This window comes from Nocardioides eburneus (assembly GCF_040838215.1).
In the GTDB taxonomy this organism is placed as follows: Bacteria; Actinomycetota; Actinomycetes; order Propionibacteriales; family Nocardioidaceae; genus Nocardioides; species Nocardioides eburneus.
The window spans coordinates 107099-122062 of the sequence record NZ_JBFPJR010000008.1; the positions used below are offsets into that span (position 1 = coordinate 107099).

A 14964-nucleotide genomic window follows, 5' to 3' on the forward strand; every position below is an offset into this window, starting at 1 on the left:
CTACTAATCGAGCCGACGAGGAACGCGGACGGCGCCGTCAAAGGACCGGGGGATGGTCCTCCGACGGCGCCGGGGCGGGCGCGGCGAGCCGGGGTCAGGCTCGGGTGCGTGCCGTCATGACGCCGAAGCCGGCGATGTACTCCTTGATGGGGCGGTAGAAGGAGTAGTCGACGTCGTAGGGCCCGACGGCACCGAGCGCGCTGAACGCGGCGACCCAGGTGCGGACCTCGTGGGCGGAGTTGCCGGCGTCCTTCGCCATCTGCTCCGGGGTCATCGCGTCGATCGGCGACAGGTCGCCCGCGGCCAGCGTCGCCATGAGGGCCTGGTCCCACTCCGGATTGAGGTCCTGGATGGCGGCGGTGCCGGCGGCGAACGCCTTGCCGGTCTCGATGACCCGCTGCTGGCGGGCGTTGCGCGCCTCCTCGGTGGGGTGGCGGCCGTTGAGCAGCAGCGTGCGGGCGTTGTCGTCGGCGGTCGCCCACTGCGGCACCGGCGGGTCGTGGGAGAGCCCGCCGGAGCCGATCACGAGGACCCGCTCGTCCTCGAGCGTGGCGAGGAAGGAGCCGACCGCCTCGCCGAGCCGGCGGACGCGGCTCATCTTCACGAACGGCTTGGCGACGCCGTTGACGAAGATCGGGATGGTGGGCACGGTGTCGATGCCGCCGAAGAGGATCTCCAGCGGCTGGATGGCGCCGTGGTCGATCTCCATCTTGCGCGAGATCGCGATGTCGAGGTCGCGGTCGGCGACCCACTCGGCCAACTCCTCGGCCCGCTCGGTCGGCACCGACAGCGGGCCCTCGGCGGTGTTGTAGTCGCCGACGCCCTCGGCCTGGTAGCCGATGCAGAACGGCGGCATCAGGTCATAGAAGAAGCCGTTGTAGTGGTCCGGCGCGAAGGAGACGACCAGCGTCGGGGCGTACTCCGCCACGAAGGAGCGGGCCGCCGCGAAGGCGCCCTCCACCTTCGCCTTGACCTCGGGCGCCGGGTCGTTGAACTCCAGCAGAGGGCTGTGGGACATGGTGACCAGAGCGAGCGTCATCGAAGTGCTCCTGCCTTCCGTACGGCGGCCAGGGCGGCCGAGACCTGCTGGTTGAACGTCGCCGCGGCGACGAAGTGGTCGGGGCGGAGGATGATCGCCCCGCAGGCGCGGACGTCGAACCAGCGCTTGAGCGCGCCCGAGGTGTCGCCGACGACGGTGACCGGGGCGGGGGAGCCGGCGTACTTCTTCTCCGCCCATTCGCGCTGGGTCTCGGGGATGAAGCTGACCAGCGTGATGCCGTGGCGGGCACAGAACGCGAGGTCGTCGGCGGTGAGGTACGTCGTCGGGTTGGTGCCCCAGGTCGCCAGCACCCACCAGTGGCCGGTGACGTCGTCGAGCAACGCGTCCGTGGTGTCCGCCGTGTTCACGCGCGGCTGGATGAACTGCAGGCCGACGGGTGAGAGCTCGCCGGGTGAGTCGACGTAGGGCTGGAGCCTGCCGCCCTTGAAGGTGGCCTCGGCCCTGCCCGGCGTGAGCGTCACCTGGTCGACGACGACACCGGCGGCATACCGCGGCATCGGCTTGAACCGGAGCTCGGTGAAGTAGGACTTCCACGTCGGCACGAGGTTGAGCGCGGAGGCCAGCCGGTCGCGGACCCAGCCGCCGAACGGCTTCATCTTCATGACGGTCCCGGCGGCCATGTTGACGTCGATCATGTCCGAGGCGTGCTTGTGCCGCTCGGTCGTGTAGGTGTCGAGCAGCGCGTCCTCGGCCTGGCCCGAGAGCACGGCCGTCAGCTTCCAGGCGAGGTTGGTGGCGTCGCGCATGCCGGAGTTCCAGCCCTGGCCGAGCCAGACCGGCATCAGGTGGGCGGCGTCGCCGGCGATGAAGACGTTGCCCTTGCGGAAGGTCGACGCGATCCGGCCGTGATGGGTGAAGGTGCGCTGGTTGATGATCGAGAGCGAGGCCGGGTCCGGCACCATCCCAGAGAGCAGACCGTTCATGAACTCGCGGTCGTCGACCAGCTCGGTCGGCTCGTCGTCGTGGAGCATGAACTCCCAGCGGCGCACGCCCTGGGGCAGGCCGATCGAGACGTAGGGCCGCTTCGGGTCGGCCCCGAGGTAGACGTTGGGCGTCCCGAGCGGGTCGTCCTCGACGTCGACGACGACCCAGCGGGTCGAGGGCGACTTGCCCTCGAACTCGACGCCCATCTGCTTGCGGGTGAAGGAGCTGCCGCCCTCGCAGCCCACGACGTAGCGCGCGGTCAGCGTCACCGTGCCGGTCACGGTGCCGGTCTCGTCGACCCGCTCCGCCGTGACCTCGACGTGGTCGCCGTTGTCCTCGATGCCCACCACGCGGTGGCCGAACCGCAGCTCGGTTCCCTCGAAGCGGTCGAGGCCGCGGGCGAGCTCGGCGTCGATGACCGGCTGGTTGAAGCCATGCTTGCGCGGGAAGCCGAACTCCGTGGTCTGCGGGTCGTTCGTGGCGAGCACCTGACCCTCGCCGTTCACCATGCGGGAGACGTGGTTCGGGACGGTGAACTGCTCCACGGCGTGCCACAGGTCGGCCGCCACGAGGGTGCGGATCGACTCGTCGTCGAGACCGACGCCGCGCGGGTAGTCGATCAGGCCGGTGCGCGCCTCGAGGACGGTGGCGCGGTGGCCGCGGATGCCGATCAGGTTGGCCGTGATCAGGCCGACCGGGCCGGCGCCGATGACGAGGACGTCGGTGTCGAGAGAGGTGGTGGTCATCGGTGCTTTCCTCAGTTGTGCGAGAGGAAATCAGTGACGAGCCGGTTGAACTCGTCCGCGTGCTCGATCATCGCCCAGTGGCCGCAGTGGTTGAGGAGGACCATCCGCGAGTTCGGGATGTTGGCGGTCAGCCAGAGCGACACCTCGAAGTGGAGCACCCGGTCGTCCTTGCCGTGGATCAGCATCGTCGGGACGGCGATGTCGGGGATCTGGGCCCGGTCGACCTTGATCGGGATGGGCGCGCCGTGCGCGAGGCCCTCGACGTAGTTCTTGAGGTGGTCCGGGCGGGCGAGCGCGGCCTCGGAGCGGGCCTGGGTGAGCTCCGGCGTCGCGAAGCGCGCCTTGTCGTAGGTCATGATCTCGACCAGCGCCTTCATGTTCTCCGGGCTCGGGTCGCGGTAGGTCTTGACGATGATCTTGAGGCCCTCGCTGGGACCGTCACCGGCGCTGAAGAGGCTGGCCGGACCGCGACCGAGGGACGCGCCCATGGTGACGAGGTGGGTGAGGCGCTCGGGATGGAGCGTCGCGAAGCGGATGGCGGTGTGGGCCCCCATGGAGTTGCCGACCAGCGCGGCCTTCTCCAGGCCCAGGGCGTCGAGGAGCTCGACCAGGTCCTTGTCGTGGTCCATCTCGATGGTGGCCACGGCGTCGGAGTCGCCCCAGCCCGGCATGTCGGGGGCGATGACGTGGAAGCCGGCGTCGGCGATCGCGCCGATGTTGCCGGAGAAGTTGGACCAGCCGGTCGCGCCCGGACCCGAGCCGTGCAGCAGGACGACGGGCGTCGCGTCCGCCTCGCCGGCCTCGTAGTAGCGGATGTGCGTGCCGGACGCGAGGGTGATGTCCCTGGCGGCCTGCTCCTTGGTGGGCGTCACGTGGCCTCCTTGGCAGGTGTGCGTTATTTACACGGCAACGGGCGATATCTGCACGTCGCGATGTGTGCCATGACACACCCGCACACCCCGCAAGTCAAGACGGCGGGGCCGGCGGACGCCTGGAGGGCTGTGGTCGCTGTCAGGAGAGCGCGTCTGCGAGCCGGGCGGCGGCCCTCATCAGCGCCGGTGCCGCCGCGTCCGCGATCTCGGCGCGATGCGTGATGAGATTCAGGCAGGCCGTCGGCATGCCGGCGACCTGGGGCACCGGCACGGAGACGCCGTACGCCCCGGGCTCGACCTCACCCATCGTTCGTGCATAGCCGCGTTCGCGGGCCTCGGTCACACGCGTGGCCTCGCCCGGGGTCGGCGGCATTGCGGCCTGGAGCGCGACGCCGCCCGAGGCGCGGCTGATCGGGTGTCGGCCGCCGGTCTTGAAGGCGAGGTGGTATTGCGCGCGGGCCGGCGAGACGACCGAGAGCGCGACTGCCTCGTCTCCCTCGGCGACGAGGAGCGTGACGGTGGCGCCGGCCTCCTCGGCCAGGTCCCGCAGGATCGGATCGGCGGTGGCTCGCAGTGTCGCCTGGATGCCTGACGCGAGAGCGGCGAGGCCGCTGCCGATCCGGTAGCGGCCGTCGGTGCCCCTGGCGACCAGCTTGAAGTCGCCCAGGGTCGCCAGCAGTCGCGAGGCGATCGAGCGGTGGATCCCGAGCTCGTCGGCGAGCTCCTGGATCGCCATGCCCTCGGACGCCGACGCCACCAGTTCGAGCGCGCGCAGGCCTCGAGCCAGTGTCTGGGTCCCGGGGGCGGGGCGGGTCGCGCTCATAGCGGCCAAGCGTAGGGGAGCGGGTGCCGCGGGCTCGGTGCGGCTGACGAGCGATCTCGGCGCGAGGGTTGACAACACGATGTGACCCCCGACACCATCCTCGTTATCTGCATCACATTGTGCAGTATATACACGCTACGGACGAGGAATGCAGCATATGCTGAAGCTCAGCGACGTACGCATCACGTACGGCGCCGGTGTGATCGCGGCTGACGGCGCCACGCTGTCGGTCGCCGACGGGCAGGCCGTCACGATCATCGGCGGCAACGGCGCCGGGAAGTCGACCCTGCTGCGCGCTGCCTCGGGCGTGCTGCGCGCCGCCGGTGGTCGCGTCGTCGGCGGGGACATCACCTGGCGCGATGGCCGGATCGACAACCGCCGCGCCTCCGAGATCGTGCGCGAAGGCATCGCGCACGTGCCCGAGGGCCGACGGGTCTTCGGCAACCTCAGCGTCGAGGAGAACCTCGAGGCGGCGGGGATCGTGCTCCGCGACCGCGCCGAGCGCCGGCGCCTCATCGCCGAGGCCTACGAGCGGTTCCCGGTTCTCGGTGAGCGGCGGCGCCAGCCGGCGGGCCTCCTCTCCGGCGGTGAGCAGCAGATGCTGGCGATCTGCCGTGGCCTGATGAGCAAGCCGCGGCTGCTGATCCTCGACGAGCCGACGCTGGGCCTCGCCCCGTTGATCGTCAAGCAGATCGCTGCGTCGGTGAAGGAGATCCACGGATCCGGGACCGGTGTGCTGCTCGTCGAGCAGAACGCCGCCGTCGCGCTCTCGGTGGTGGAGTACGCCTACGTCCTCGAGAGCGGCCGGGTCGTCCTCGAAGGCCCCGCTGCGGAGCTGCAGGCCAGCGACGACGTACGCCGCCTCTACCTCGGCGCGGGCACCGACGAGTCGGCGGCCGAGATCGCGACCGACGCGGCGGCCGTCGCGCCGCGGACCCTGGCGAGGTGGTCGGCATGAGTGAGGTTGCTCCGGCGAAGGTCCACACCCGTGCGCTCCCGCTGAAGGTCGAGGGCGTGACGCTCGCGTTCGGTGGCGTGAAGGCGCTCGCCGACGTCTCCTTCACCGTGGAGCCCGGGACCGTCCACGCCGTCATCGGGCCGAACGGCGCCGGGAAGTCCTCGACGTTCAACGTCATCTCCGGCCTCTATCGCGCCACCTCCGGCACCGTGAGGTACGGCGACCACGAACTCACCACGATGAAGCCGAACGCGATCGCCCGGCTGGGCGTGGGCCGCACGTTCCAGAACATCGCCCTCACGGCGACGGACCCGGTGCTCGAGAACCTCATGGTCGCGCGCTACCGCCTGACGAGGACGGGATACGTCGCCGCAGCGCTCGGCCTGCCGGCGGCGCGGCGAGAGGAGCGCCGCCACCGCGAGCGGGTCGTCGAGATCGCCCGCTTCATCGGCATCGGTGGCCTGCTCGACCGTCCGGCGGGCACCCTCTCCTACGGCCAGCGCAAGAAGGTCGAGCTCGCCCGCGCGCTGGCCACCGAGCCGGATCTGCTCCTCCTCGACGAGCCGGCGGCCGGGCTCCCCACCCACGAGAAGGTGGAGATGGCCGAGCTCGTGCGGGCCATCTCGGCGGGCCTGGGCGCCTCCGTCCTCATCGTCGAGCACGACATGCCGCTCGTGATGAGCGTGGCGCAGCACATCAGCGTCCTCGACTTCGGTCGGTTGATCGCCGACGGCAGCCCGGACGAGATCCAGAACGACCCTGCGGTCATCGCCGCCTACCTCGGCACGGAGGCCTGACATGCAGCTCTTCGCCCAGCAGCTTCTCCTCGGGGTTTCCCTCGGCGCGATCTATGCGCTGGTCGCCCTGAGCTTCACCACGATCTTCCAGGGCACCAAGGTGTTCAACCTGGCCCAGGGCACCGTCATGCTCCTCGGGATCTTCGTCGCGGCCCAGGCGGCGCCCCATACCGGCTTCTGGCTGGCGGCGCTGATCGGGCTGGCCGCGGGCGCGATCGCCACCGTCGTCATCTGGGGGCTCACGCTCGCCGCGCGAGGAAGCAGCCACTTGACGATGACGATCATGACGATGGGCGTCCAGGTGGTGCTCGTCAGCGAGCTCACCCGACGGATCGGCTCGGACTTCCTCACCACGAAGGACCCCTGGGGCGCGTCGGTCTGGCACCTCGCCGGCGTCGGCATCCCGGCTGCCCGCGTCTGGGCGATCATCGTCGCGATCGTGCTCGTCGGGGTCTTCTTCTGGGCCCTTCGCTCGACCCCCTGGGGCGCGGCGATGCGTGCCTCCTCCGAAGACCCCGTGACCGCCGAGCTGCTCGGCATCAGCGAGCGGCGGGTCGCCTCGGCGGCCTGGCTGATCGGCGGCGTACTCGCCGTGGTGGCGGGCATCTTCCTCGCTGCGGCACCCAATCCGGGCCTCGACTACACGTCCCATCTCGTCGCGCTCAGCGCGATCCCGGCCGTCGTCATCGGCGGGCTGGACTCCTCGGAGGGTGCGGTCGTCGGCGGGCTCATCGTCGGCGTTGTCCAGGGTCTGGTGACCGGGTACGCCGGCCACTACTCCTTCCTCGGCGCCGACATCGGCGCAGTGACGCCCTACATCCTCATGGTCGTCGTGCTGCTGGTGAAGCCGCACGGCCTGTTCGGCTCCAAGGAGGTCGCTCGTGTCTGAGCGCCGTCTCACCACGCATCTGGCCAAGCCCGCGGCGGCGGGCATCGCCATCGTCGTCCTGCTCCTCGTCCCGCTCTACTTCGACGCCTCGTGGACGATCATCGGAGTCTTCTCGATGGGGGCGGCCATTGCCGCCATCGGCCTGACGATCCTCAGCGGCTCCGCCGGTCAGCTCTCGCTGGCACATGCGGCGTTCATGGCGGTCGGCGCCTACGCGTACGCCTTCTTCGCCGGTGTCCGTGGCGATGAGCACTACGCCGGACTCGGGCTCCCGCCGTTGGCGGCCGCGGTGCTCGCGGTCGTCGTGGCGGGGATCGCCGGTCTTGCGTTCAGCCCGGTCGCGGCGAGGCTGCGCGGCTTCTACCTCGGGGTCAGCACGATCGGGTTGGTCTTCATCGCCCAGTGGGTGATGAAGGACGCGGCCCGCCTGACCGGCGGTGTCAACGGGCGCTCGGTCGAGCCGCTCACCGTCGGTGGGTTCGAGCTCAGCGGCTCCAACCCGACCCACCAACTGACCGTGCTCGGCGTTCCGTTCGGTGGCACCGAGCGGCTCTGGTATGTCTCGCTGCTCCTGCTTCTCGCGGCGATCGTCGCCGCGGCTCGGATCCTGCACGCCCGTCCGGGCCGGGCGCTCAAGCTCGTCCGCGACAACGAGTCAGCGGCTGCGGCGATGGGGATCTCGGTGCAGCGCGCCAAGGCGACCGCGTTCATCCTCTCCTCGGCGTTCGCCGGAGTCGGCGGTGTGCTCTTCGCCCTGGCGTCGAACTTCATCGGATCGGGCAACTTCGACCTGCTGGTCTCAATGTCCTACCTGGCGATGGTCGTCATCGGCGGCCTGGGCTCGGTCGGCGGTGCCGTGGCCGGCGCGGTCTTCGTGATGGCGCTCCCGCTGCTGCTCAACAAGTTCAGCGACTCGATCCCGTTCCTCGCCGCCCCCGGCAGCAACGGCTACACCGCCGGTGTCGTCGCCCAGATCGTCTACGGCGTTGTCGTCGTCGCCGTCATCATCGGCCGCCCCGAGGGCGTCGCCAGCTTCTTCCGGACCAGCCGACGGGCTCCGGCCGCGGGCCGCCTGCCCACTCCTTCTCCAGCGCGGCAGACGCTGTGAGATCCACCAAGAAGATGAGGTAACAATGCGCAAGCACACCCTCCGCGCGGCCGCGGTGTCGGTCGCCGTCCTCACGGCCGTCTCGCTGGCCGGCTGTGGCACCCGCTCCTCGGACGCGGGCTCCGGCTCGAGCTCGGGTGACGTCAAGACCGACTTCGGCGTCACCGACGACACCATCACGCTCGGCGTCATGAGCGACTTCTCGGTGGTCTATGGCCCGCTGGCGAAGACCGTCTACGCCGGTGACCAGATCTGGGCGGACGAGGTCAACGCCGCCGGTGGCATCTGCGGTCGGAAGATCAAGTTCGACGTGCAGGACCAGAAGATGGACACCCAGCTCGCGAACACCGAGTACGCCGGCATGAAGAACGACGTCCTCGGCCTGGTCCACCTGCTCGGGTCGCCGATCATCTCCTCGCTGCTGCCGCAGATCAAGGCCGACCACATGCCGACCATCGCGGTCGGCTGGTCGGCGGACTACCTGGGCACACCTGAGATCGCAGTTCTCGGCACGACGTACGACCTCGACGAGATCAATGGCGTCCAGCACCTTGTCGACGAGGGCAAGATCCACAAGGGCGCCGCGATCGGCCACATCTACATGGCAGGCGACTTCGGGGAGAACGCCGCGGAGGGTGCGAAGTACGCCGCCGGGAAGCTCGGCCTCACCTACGTCGGCAAGAAGGTCGACGCGACCGCCACCGACATCAGCGCCGAGATGTCCGCGCTCAAGGCCGCCGGCGTCAAGGCGATTCTCGTCTCGACCGGTCCGAAGCAGACGGCGATGGTCGCCAGCCAGGCGCCCAGCCTCGGTCTGGACGTCCCGATCCTGGTCAACGCGCCGTCGTACGACCCCTCGCTGCTGCAGAGCCCAGCGGCGGCGACGGTCCTCAAGAACCTCGAGGTCGTCACCTCGATGGTTCCTTATGCCGGTGACTCCGAGGGCCAGAAGAAGATCCAGGAGGGTTTCGCCAAGGTCGCTGAGAAGGGCGTCAACCCGACCCAGCACGCCGGCTACGGCTACGCCGGTGCCACCGTGCTCGGCGAAGCGATCAAGGCTGCCTGCGAGGACGGCGACCTCACCCGTCAGTCGGTGGTCGACCATCTGCGTGAGCTCGACAGCGTCGACACCGACGGCATCTATCCGGCGCTGGACTTCTCCGACCCGGCCACACCGTCGTCGACGAAGAGCGTGATCCTGAAGGCGGCGAAGAACGAGGGCGGTCTGAAGCAGGTCGGCGACTACTTCGCCTCGCCTCTGCAGGACGGGTACAAGCGCTGAGCTCCACCGCTCACTCGCGCCGGAACGGGCGCCTCCCGCAGGGGAGGCGCCCGTTCTGCGCGGTCAGGGGTTTGCGGCCTTGTCCTGCGTCCCTCCGCGTCCGTCTGGTGGAGGCTGATCAGGCCTCGACGATTCGGCGACCGAGCGTGGCGACCGCCTCGGCGAGCTGCTCCATCAGCCGCTCGTGGGAGACGCTCGGGGTGGCCTGCAGGGCCAGGAAGGCGCCGTCGAAGCCGGCCATGGCGAAGTCGGCGAGCTCGTCGGCAATGGCGCCGGCGCGCTCGGGCGCCACGGTCGAGAACGCGTGCTGGATCAGCGCGTGGAGGTTCGTGCGGCCGTGCGCGCGCACCCGCTCGACGATCTCCTTCACCTCGGGCGCATCGCTGCTGAGCAGGAGCAGGACGAAGAGCCGGAGGAACTCCGGATGCTCGACGAAGGCGACCCCCGAGTCGCGCAGTGTCCGGAGCAGGTAGCTCTCCGGGGTGTCGTCGGTCGTCGGCGGCGTTGTCGGGACGCTGGCGAAGAACCGCTCCGCCCCGCGCTCCATGACGGCCGCGAGGATGCCCATCTTCGAGTTGAAGTGCCAGTAGATCGAGCTGTTGGGCAGCCCGGACTCGCGCGCGATGTCGGCGATGCTCGTGCCGTCGAAGCCGCGCACCGACATCATCCGCGACGCCGCGTCCAGGATCTCGTCACGTGAGCGCTCGCCCTGGAGGAGGCGCTTGTTGGGCCTGGCTGCGGTGGGCATCGCCCCAGTTTATCTGGACCGATCGTTCCAGAACGCTTGACAGTGGAGTGGGCCCTGGATGTAATGGGCGTCACATTCTTCTGTCTGGAATGTTCATTACAGAACTCTCTGGAGAATCAGATGACCACTCCTGAACCCGACGTCGACGTCGCGATCATCGGCTTCGGCCCGTCCGGCGTCGCCGCCGCCAACGCTCTCGGCACGCTCGGCCTGACCGTCCGGGCCTTCGAGCGCGAGAGCGACATCTACGGCCGTGCCCGTGCCGTCACGGTGAACGACTGGACGATGCGGCTCTTCCAGTCCGTCGGGCTCGACGCCCGCGTCAAGGAGGACATGGACCCGACGGTCGCGCTGCGCTGGGTGACCTACGACGGCACCGAGCTGCTCCGGCTCCCGTTCCCCCCGGGCCAGCTGGGCCACGCGACGTCGTACGCCATCTACCAGCCGCTGATGGAGCAGAAGCTGCGCGACGGCGCCTGCCGGTTCGGCGACAAGGTGCGCGCGGTGTACGGCGTCGAGGCCATCGATGTCGAGCAGGATGCCGACGGCGTCACGGTGACCACGCGGGACGTCGCGACCGGCGCGACCGCCGCGACGCGGGCGCGCTACGTCCTGGCCTGCCACGGCGGTGAGGCGAAGACCCGGGAGCTGCTCGGCGTCAACCTGCTCGGGGACACCCTCGACACGCGCTGGATCGTCATCGACGGCAAGGTCAAGCGTTGGTGGCCCAACCGCCACATCCTCACCTTCTGGTCCGACAAGGAGCGCCCGGTCGTCGACATCGCGCTCGGCCGCGACAACCACCGGTGGGAGATCCCGCTCAAGCAGGGCGAGTCCGACGCCGATCTCGACAGCGAGGACAGGATCTGGCCGCTCTTGGAGTCGGTCGGCGTCTCCCGCGACGACATCGACATCCACGGCTGGGCGTTCTACAGCCACCACATCCGCTTCGCCGAGCAGTGGCGCCTGGGCGAGCGTGTCTTCCTGCTCGGCGACGCCGCCCACCTCATGCCGCCGTGGGCCGGGTCGGGCATGCAGTCCGGCATCCGCGACGCCTTCAACATCGCGTGGAAGATCGCCGGTGTCCTCGACGGCACCCTCCCCGAGTCGGTCCTCGACTCCTACGAGGCCGAGCGCCGTCCCAACGTCGAGTTCTACACCGGCGTCTCCGTGGAGCTCGGCCGCATTATCAAGCAGGAGCTCTCCGAGGAGGAGCAGGCCGCGCTCGCCGCCTCCCAGGAGTCCGGCGAGCTGCCGCCTCTGCTGTGGCCGCCGACCTATCCGACCGGTTGGTTCACCGGTCTCGAGCCCGGACCCATGGGTGTCCCGCAGGGCGTCGTGGGCCGGATGATCCCGCAGCCGCGCGCGGCCAACTGCCAGGGCCTGATCGGCCCGCTCGACGACCTGCTCGGCCAGGGCTTCGTCGTGCTCGGCGACAACATCGACCCGGCGACCGTCCTCTCGGCGGAGGAGAAGGCCGGTTGGGACCGGGTCGGTGCCCGCTACGTCGCCGTCCGCGCCGCCGACCAGGGCAGCGAGAGCGCCCACGACATCGTCGACATCGACGGCACGCTGCTCGCCTGGCTGCGTGAGCACGACGCCCGGGTCGTCGTCTGCCGCCCCGACCGCTTCGTCGCCGCCGCCGACTCCACCGGCCTCGGCCTCCCCGCCTGACCTCTCTCGAAGAACCGAAGGGAAACCCCATGACCGCCACCATCAAGGAGCTCGCGTACGTCGGCATCGAGGCCTCCGACCTCGACGCCTGGAGCGGCTTCCTCGGCGAGCTGCTCGGCGTGATGCCGGCCCGCCACGAGGACGACGTCCGCACGTTCCGGATCGACGACCGCATCCACCGCCACATCATCGAGAAGGGCCCGAAGAACGACGTCTCGTTCGTCGGCTACGACTGCGGGTCGGACGCCGACCTGGACGAGGTCGTCGCGCTGCTCCGCTCCGAGGGCCACGAGGTCGTCGAGGGCGACGAGGCGCTGCGCACCGAGCGTGGTGTCGAGCGGCTCTTCATCACCCACGACCCGGAGGAGATCCGGATCGAGCTCATCACCGGCCTGAAGCAGGCCGAGGAGCCCTACCGCAACGACGTCAACGTCGGCGGCTTCCAGACCCAGCAGGGCGGCGCCGGCCACATCTTCCTGCTCTGCGGCGAGGGCAAGCGCGAGGCGATGCTGGAGTTCTACTACCACCTCGGCTTCAAGCTCTCGGACTACATCAAGGAGGAGATGGCGCCGGGTGTCTTCATCGACGCCGCCTTCACCCACTGCAACGGCCGTCACCACACCCTCGCGATCGCGGAGGCCCCGGCGCCGTTCAAGCTGCACCACTTCCTCATCGAGAACAACCTGCGTGAGGACGTCGGCTTCGCCTACGACCGCATCACCGAGGCCCGCGTGCCGCTGCTGATGACGCTGGGCATGCACCCCAACGACAAGATGTTCTCCTTCTACGCCCACAGCCCGTCGGGCGTCGCCGTCGAGTTCGGTTGGGGCGGTCTCATCATCGAGGACGAGGAGGCCTGGGAGCCCACCCAGTACGACGCCATCTCGCTGTGGGGCCACAAGAACGCCCGCGAGCTCGGCAAGTGGCTGATCGAGTCGGCCGACCGCGGTGACGAGCTGCAGCGCGCCGCCGTCGACCAGGCCGTCGCCGCTGCTGCCGCGGGGGAGGCCCGGTGACCGCGACCGCGACCGCCGCCCCGGAGGTCTCCTCGGCCGACATCGCGGCCGGCGACCACCGGCTCCGGGTCTACACCGCCGGCTCGCCGACCGCCCCGGCCATCCTCTTCATCCACGGCTCGGGCCCGGGCGTCTCGGCCCCGTCCAACTGGGAGCACCTGCTCCCCGTGTTCGCCGAGGCGGGCTACTTCGCGATCGCCCCCGACGTCCTGGGCTTCGGCGACTCCGAGCACCCCGACCCGGCCCCGACCGGCGGCATGGTGGAGTACGTCGACCTGCGCAGCCGCTCGCTGATCGCGCTGCTCGACGCGCTCGGCGTGGAGAAGGCGCATCTGGTGGGCAACTCCATGGGCGGCATGATCACGCTGCGCATCGCCCAGATCGCCCCGGAGCGGATCGACAAGATGGTCCTCATGGGCTCCGGCGGCGCGCCGATCCCGCCGTCGGACGACCTGATGAAGCTGATCACCTTCTACGACGACCCGTCGGATGAGGCGATGGCCGACCTGCTGGTCCGGTTCGTCGACGACACGGAGCTCTTCGCCGGCAAGCTCGACGAGATCGCCGCCGACCGAGGCGCCAAGGCCCGTCGCGACGAGGTCCGCCGCTCCCATCTCGCCACCTTCAATCCGGCGCACCCGCCGGTGAAGTACACCGAGGAGGAGCTGGCGGCGATCCCGCACCGTGCGCTGGTGATCCATGGCCGCGAGGACCGGATGCTGCCCGTCCGGGCCGGCTACTACCTGGCGGAGAACCTGCCCGACGCCGAGCTGCACGTGCTGCCGCACGCCGGTCACTGGATCCAGATCGAGCGGGCCGACCGGTTCGCTGAGTTGCTCACGGAGTTCCTCGCGCACTGAGGTGGTGCGCGGGTCACGAGCTGTCGGTCCTTGGCGCGCTCAGCTGCGTGCGTCGACGGCCTCGTCCCAGGCATCGAGGATCTTCCGGTCGGCGGTGAGGAAGGTCAGCCGCTCGAGTCGGGCCTGGGTCACCAGGATGGCGTCGAAGGGGTCCTTGTGAGGCAGGCGCGCGTCGGTGGCGGCGAGGCTGTGTCGTCGGCTGACCGGCAGGTCGAGGAGCCCGGCCGCCTCTAGCGCCTGGGGGAGCTCGTCAGGCAGGGTGAGCTTGCCCAGCGAGGCTTTGATGGCGAGCTCCCCGGTCGACGCCGCCGAGAGGCGTACGGCGTCGGCGCGGGTCAGGAGCGCGCGGGCTCGTGGTCCGAGGCGCGGGCTGTCGTCGAGCAGCCAGAGCGCGACGTGGGTGTCGATCAGGATGCTGGTCATCGCAGGCCGAAGAGCTCGTTGACCTCCGGGTCGACGTCGTCGAAGTGGTCGGCGTCGTACGTCAGCCGGCCCCGCAGGCCACCGAAGATCACGTCGACGCGGCTGTGGGGGACCAGGTCCGCCACCGGCTTCCCCGCGCGCGCGATCGTGATCTCCTCGCCCGCCTCGACGCGCTCGAGCAGGCGGGAGAGATGCGTCTTCGCTTCGTGGATGTTGACGACGGCCATGAAGAGAACTTAGTCAGACTTAGTCCGTTGCCGCAACAGGGGGCGTCGGCAGGATCGCCGCGGCCGCCGATCAGCGCAGGGACTCCCAGGCGCGCTGCAGGGCGGCGCGGAGAGCGGTCACCTGCGTGGCCGAGAATCCGGCGGTCATCCGTTGTTCCAGGGCGGCCGCGGCGTCGGCGTACTCCTGGAGCAGGGCGCGTCCCGCGTCGGTGAGGTGGACGAGGAGCTCGCGTCTGCTCTGCGGGTTGGCCTCGCGGGTGATCAGACCCCGCGCCTCCAGCGGACGGAGCATGTCCGCCATCGACTGCGGCGTCACGAAGGAGTCCCGGGCCAGTTGTGCGGTCGAGATGCCGTCACGGTGGGCCAGCACGGTGAGCGCGGTGTACTGCAACGTGGTCACGCCCGAGTCGCGCAGCATCTCGTCCAGGCGTGCTCGGATGACCAGCTCCAAGCGCTTGACGGCGTAGAGCAACGACGGCGCCGTGAGTCCGGGGGAGTTCATGGGGCCACTTTTCCATGACGGGCACTATTGACAGGAAACCTGGCGATAGAGCAAG

16 protein-coding genes are annotated in these 14964 nt (G+C 69.8%); 8 read left to right on the plus strand and 8 right to left on the minus strand.

Annotated features, from left to right (window positions below):
* Positions 1 to 94 precede the first annotated feature (94 nt).
* The 4 genes from AB3X52_RS06525 to AB3X52_RS06540 form a co-directional block, all read right to left on the minus strand.
* Positions 95 to 1039 (minus strand): 3-carboxyethylcatechol 2,3-dioxygenase, encoded by a 945-nt coding sequence (locus tag AB3X52_RS06525; protein WP_367992480.1) that lies wholly within the window; start codon positions 1037 to 1039, stop codon positions 95 to 97.
* Positions 1036 to 2730 carry a bifunctional 3-(3-hydroxy-phenyl)propionate/3-hydroxycinnamic acid hydroxylase MhpA gene (gene mhpA / locus AB3X52_RS06530; RefSeq protein ID WP_367992481.1) on the minus strand — a complete coding sequence of 565 codons (1695 nt, stop codon included), beginning with the start codon at positions 2728 to 2730 and terminating at the stop codon, positions 1036 to 1038. The genes AB3X52_RS06525 and mhpA overlap by 4 nt, the downstream gene beginning before the upstream one ends.
* An 11-nt stretch (positions 2731 to 2741) precedes the next feature.
* Positions 2742 to 3602 (minus strand): alpha/beta fold hydrolase, encoded by an 861-nt coding sequence (locus AB3X52_RS06535; RefSeq protein ID WP_367992483.1) that lies wholly within the window; start codon positions 3600 to 3602, stop codon positions 2742 to 2744.
* 139 nt (positions 3603 to 3741) lie between these two features.
* Positions 3742 to 4425: an IclR family transcriptional regulator gene (locus tag AB3X52_RS06540; protein WP_367992485.1), complete on the minus strand. Its 684-nt coding sequence runs from the start codon at positions 4423 to 4425 to the stop codon at positions 3742 to 3744.
* A 157-nt stretch (positions 4426 to 4582) separates the two neighbouring features.
* Here AB3X52_RS06540 and AB3X52_RS06545 point away from each other — a divergent pair, with 157 nt between their 5' ends.
* Genes AB3X52_RS06545 through AB3X52_RS06565 form a run of 5 tightly spaced genes read left to right on the plus strand, consistent with a single transcriptional unit; the run spans position 4583 to position 9459 of the window.
* Entirely contained in the window at positions 4583 to 5383 is an 801-nt protein-coding gene (locus AB3X52_RS06545; protein WP_367992487.1) for an ABC transporter ATP-binding protein, read from the plus strand.
* The gene (locus AB3X52_RS06550) at positions 5380 to 6180 is read left to right on the plus strand and encodes an ABC transporter ATP-binding protein (RefSeq protein ID WP_367992489.1); all 801 of its coding nucleotides are present in this window, start codon (positions 5380 to 5382) and stop codon (positions 6178 to 6180) included. The genes AB3X52_RS06545 and AB3X52_RS06550 overlap by 4 nt, the downstream gene beginning before the upstream one ends.
* Before the next feature lies 1 nt (position 6181).
* Positions 6182 to 7069, plus strand: a complete 888-nt coding sequence (locus AB3X52_RS06555) for a branched-chain amino acid ABC transporter permease (RefSeq protein ID WP_367992491.1) — start codon at positions 6182 to 6184, stop codon at positions 7067 to 7069.
* Positions 7062 to 8177, plus strand: a complete 1116-nt coding sequence (locus tag AB3X52_RS06560; protein WP_367992493.1) for a branched-chain amino acid ABC transporter permease — start codon at positions 7062 to 7064, stop codon at positions 8175 to 8177. Before AB3X52_RS06555 ends, AB3X52_RS06560 begins: the two co-directional genes overlap by 8 nt.
* 25 nt (positions 8178 to 8202) lie before the next feature.
* A complete protein-coding gene (locus tag AB3X52_RS06565) occupies positions 8203 to 9459 on the plus strand; it encodes an ABC transporter substrate-binding protein (protein ID WP_367992495.1) in 1257 nt (418 codons plus the stop codon).
* 118 nt (positions 9460 to 9577) lie between these two features.
* Here the strand turns inward: AB3X52_RS06565 and AB3X52_RS06570 are convergent, their stop codons facing one another.
* Positions 9578 to 10207: a TetR/AcrR family transcriptional regulator gene (locus AB3X52_RS06570; RefSeq protein WP_367992497.1), complete on the minus strand. Its 630-nt coding sequence runs from the start codon at positions 10205 to 10207 to the stop codon at positions 9578 to 9580.
* A gap of 120 nt (positions 10208 to 10327) precedes the next feature.
* Between AB3X52_RS06570 and AB3X52_RS06575 the strand changes: the two genes are divergently transcribed.
* From AB3X52_RS06575 to AB3X52_RS06585, 3 genes are read left to right on the plus strand one after another with little or no spacing between them, the layout of a single operon-like run.
* Positions 10328 to 11881: an FAD-dependent monooxygenase gene (locus AB3X52_RS06575; protein ID WP_367992499.1), complete on the plus strand. Its 1554-nt coding sequence runs from the start codon at positions 10328 to 10330 to the stop codon at positions 11879 to 11881.
* Between the two features lie 29 nt (positions 11882 to 11910).
* On the plus strand, positions 11911 to 12897 hold the full coding sequence (locus AB3X52_RS06580) for a VOC family protein (protein WP_367992501.1): 987 nt from the start codon (positions 11911 to 11913) through the stop codon (positions 12895 to 12897).
* Positions 12894 to 13757 (plus strand): alpha/beta fold hydrolase, encoded by an 864-nt coding sequence (locus AB3X52_RS06585; RefSeq protein ID WP_367992503.1) that lies wholly within the window; start codon positions 12894 to 12896, stop codon positions 13755 to 13757. Before AB3X52_RS06580 ends, AB3X52_RS06585 begins: the two co-directional genes overlap by 4 nt.
* Positions 13758 to 13796: 39 nt before the next feature.
* Here the strand turns inward: AB3X52_RS06585 and AB3X52_RS06590 are convergent, their stop codons facing one another.
* The 3 genes from AB3X52_RS06590 to AB3X52_RS06600 form a co-directional block, all read right to left on the minus strand.
* Positions 13797 to 14180, minus strand: coding sequence for a type II toxin-antitoxin system VapC family toxin (locus AB3X52_RS06590; protein ID WP_367992505.1), 384 nt, complete (start codon positions 14178 to 14180; stop codon positions 13797 to 13799).
* The gene (locus AB3X52_RS06595) at positions 14177 to 14407 is read right to left on the minus strand and encodes a type II toxin-antitoxin system Phd/YefM family antitoxin (protein ID WP_367992507.1); all 231 of its coding nucleotides are present in this window, start codon (positions 14405 to 14407) and stop codon (positions 14177 to 14179) included. The genes AB3X52_RS06590 and AB3X52_RS06595 overlap by 4 nt, the downstream gene beginning before the upstream one ends.
* Positions 14408 to 14477: 70 nt before the next feature.
* Positions 14478 to 14909, minus strand: a complete 432-nt coding sequence (locus tag AB3X52_RS06600) for a MarR family winged helix-turn-helix transcriptional regulator (RefSeq protein WP_367992508.1) — start codon at positions 14907 to 14909, stop codon at positions 14478 to 14480.
* Positions 14910 to 14964: the final 55 nt, after the last annotated feature.

Excerpts from the sequence above, each read along its gene's own strand:
- AB3X52_RS06555 (WP_367992491.1), top strand. The coding sequence starts at position 6,182 with ATGCAGCTCTTCGCCCAGCAGCTTCTCCTCGGGGTTTCCCTCGGCGCG.
- AB3X52_RS06580 (WP_367992501.1), top strand. The coding sequence starts at position 11,911 with ATGACCGCCACCATCAAGGAGCTCGCGTACGTCGGCATCGAGGCCTCC.
- AB3X52_RS06565 (WP_367992495.1), top strand. The coding sequence starts at position 8,203 with ATGCGCAAGCACACCCTCCGCGCGGCCGCGGTGTCGGTCGCCGTCCTC.
- AB3X52_RS06590 (WP_367992505.1), bottom strand. The coding sequence starts at position 14,180 with ATGACCAGCATCCTGATCGACACCCACGTCGCGCTCTGGCTGCTCGAC.
- AB3X52_RS06525 (WP_367992480.1), bottom strand. The coding sequence starts at position 1,039 with ATGACGCTCGCTCTGGTCACCATGTCCCACAGCCCTCTGCTGGAGTTC.
- AB3X52_RS06540 (WP_367992485.1), bottom strand. The coding sequence starts at position 4,425 with ATGAGCGCGACCCGCCCCGCCCCCGGGACCCAGACACTGGCTCGAGGC.
- AB3X52_RS06575 (WP_367992499.1), top strand. The coding sequence starts at position 10,328 with ATGACCACTCCTGAACCCGACGTCGACGTCGCGATCATCGGCTTCGGC.
- AB3X52_RS06600 (WP_367992508.1), bottom strand. The coding sequence starts at position 14,909 with ATGAACTCCCCCGGACTCACGGCGCCGTCGTTGCTCTACGCCGTCAAG.
- AB3X52_RS06545 (WP_367992487.1), top strand. The coding sequence starts at position 4,583 with ATGCTGAAGCTCAGCGACGTACGCATCACGTACGGCGCCGGTGTGATC.
- mhpA (WP_367992481.1), bottom strand. The coding sequence starts at position 2,730 with ATGACCACCACCTCTCTCGACACCGACGTCCTCGTCATCGGCGCCGGC.
- AB3X52_RS06595 (WP_367992507.1), bottom strand. The coding sequence starts at position 14,407 with ATGGCCGTCGTCAACATCCACGAAGCGAAGACGCATCTCTCCCGCCTG.
- AB3X52_RS06550 (WP_367992489.1), top strand. The coding sequence starts at position 5,380 with ATGAGTGAGGTTGCTCCGGCGAAGGTCCACACCCGTGCGCTCCCGCTG.
- AB3X52_RS06570 (WP_367992497.1), bottom strand. The coding sequence starts at position 10,207 with ATGCCCACCGCAGCCAGGCCCAACAAGCGCCTCCTCCAGGGCGAGCGC.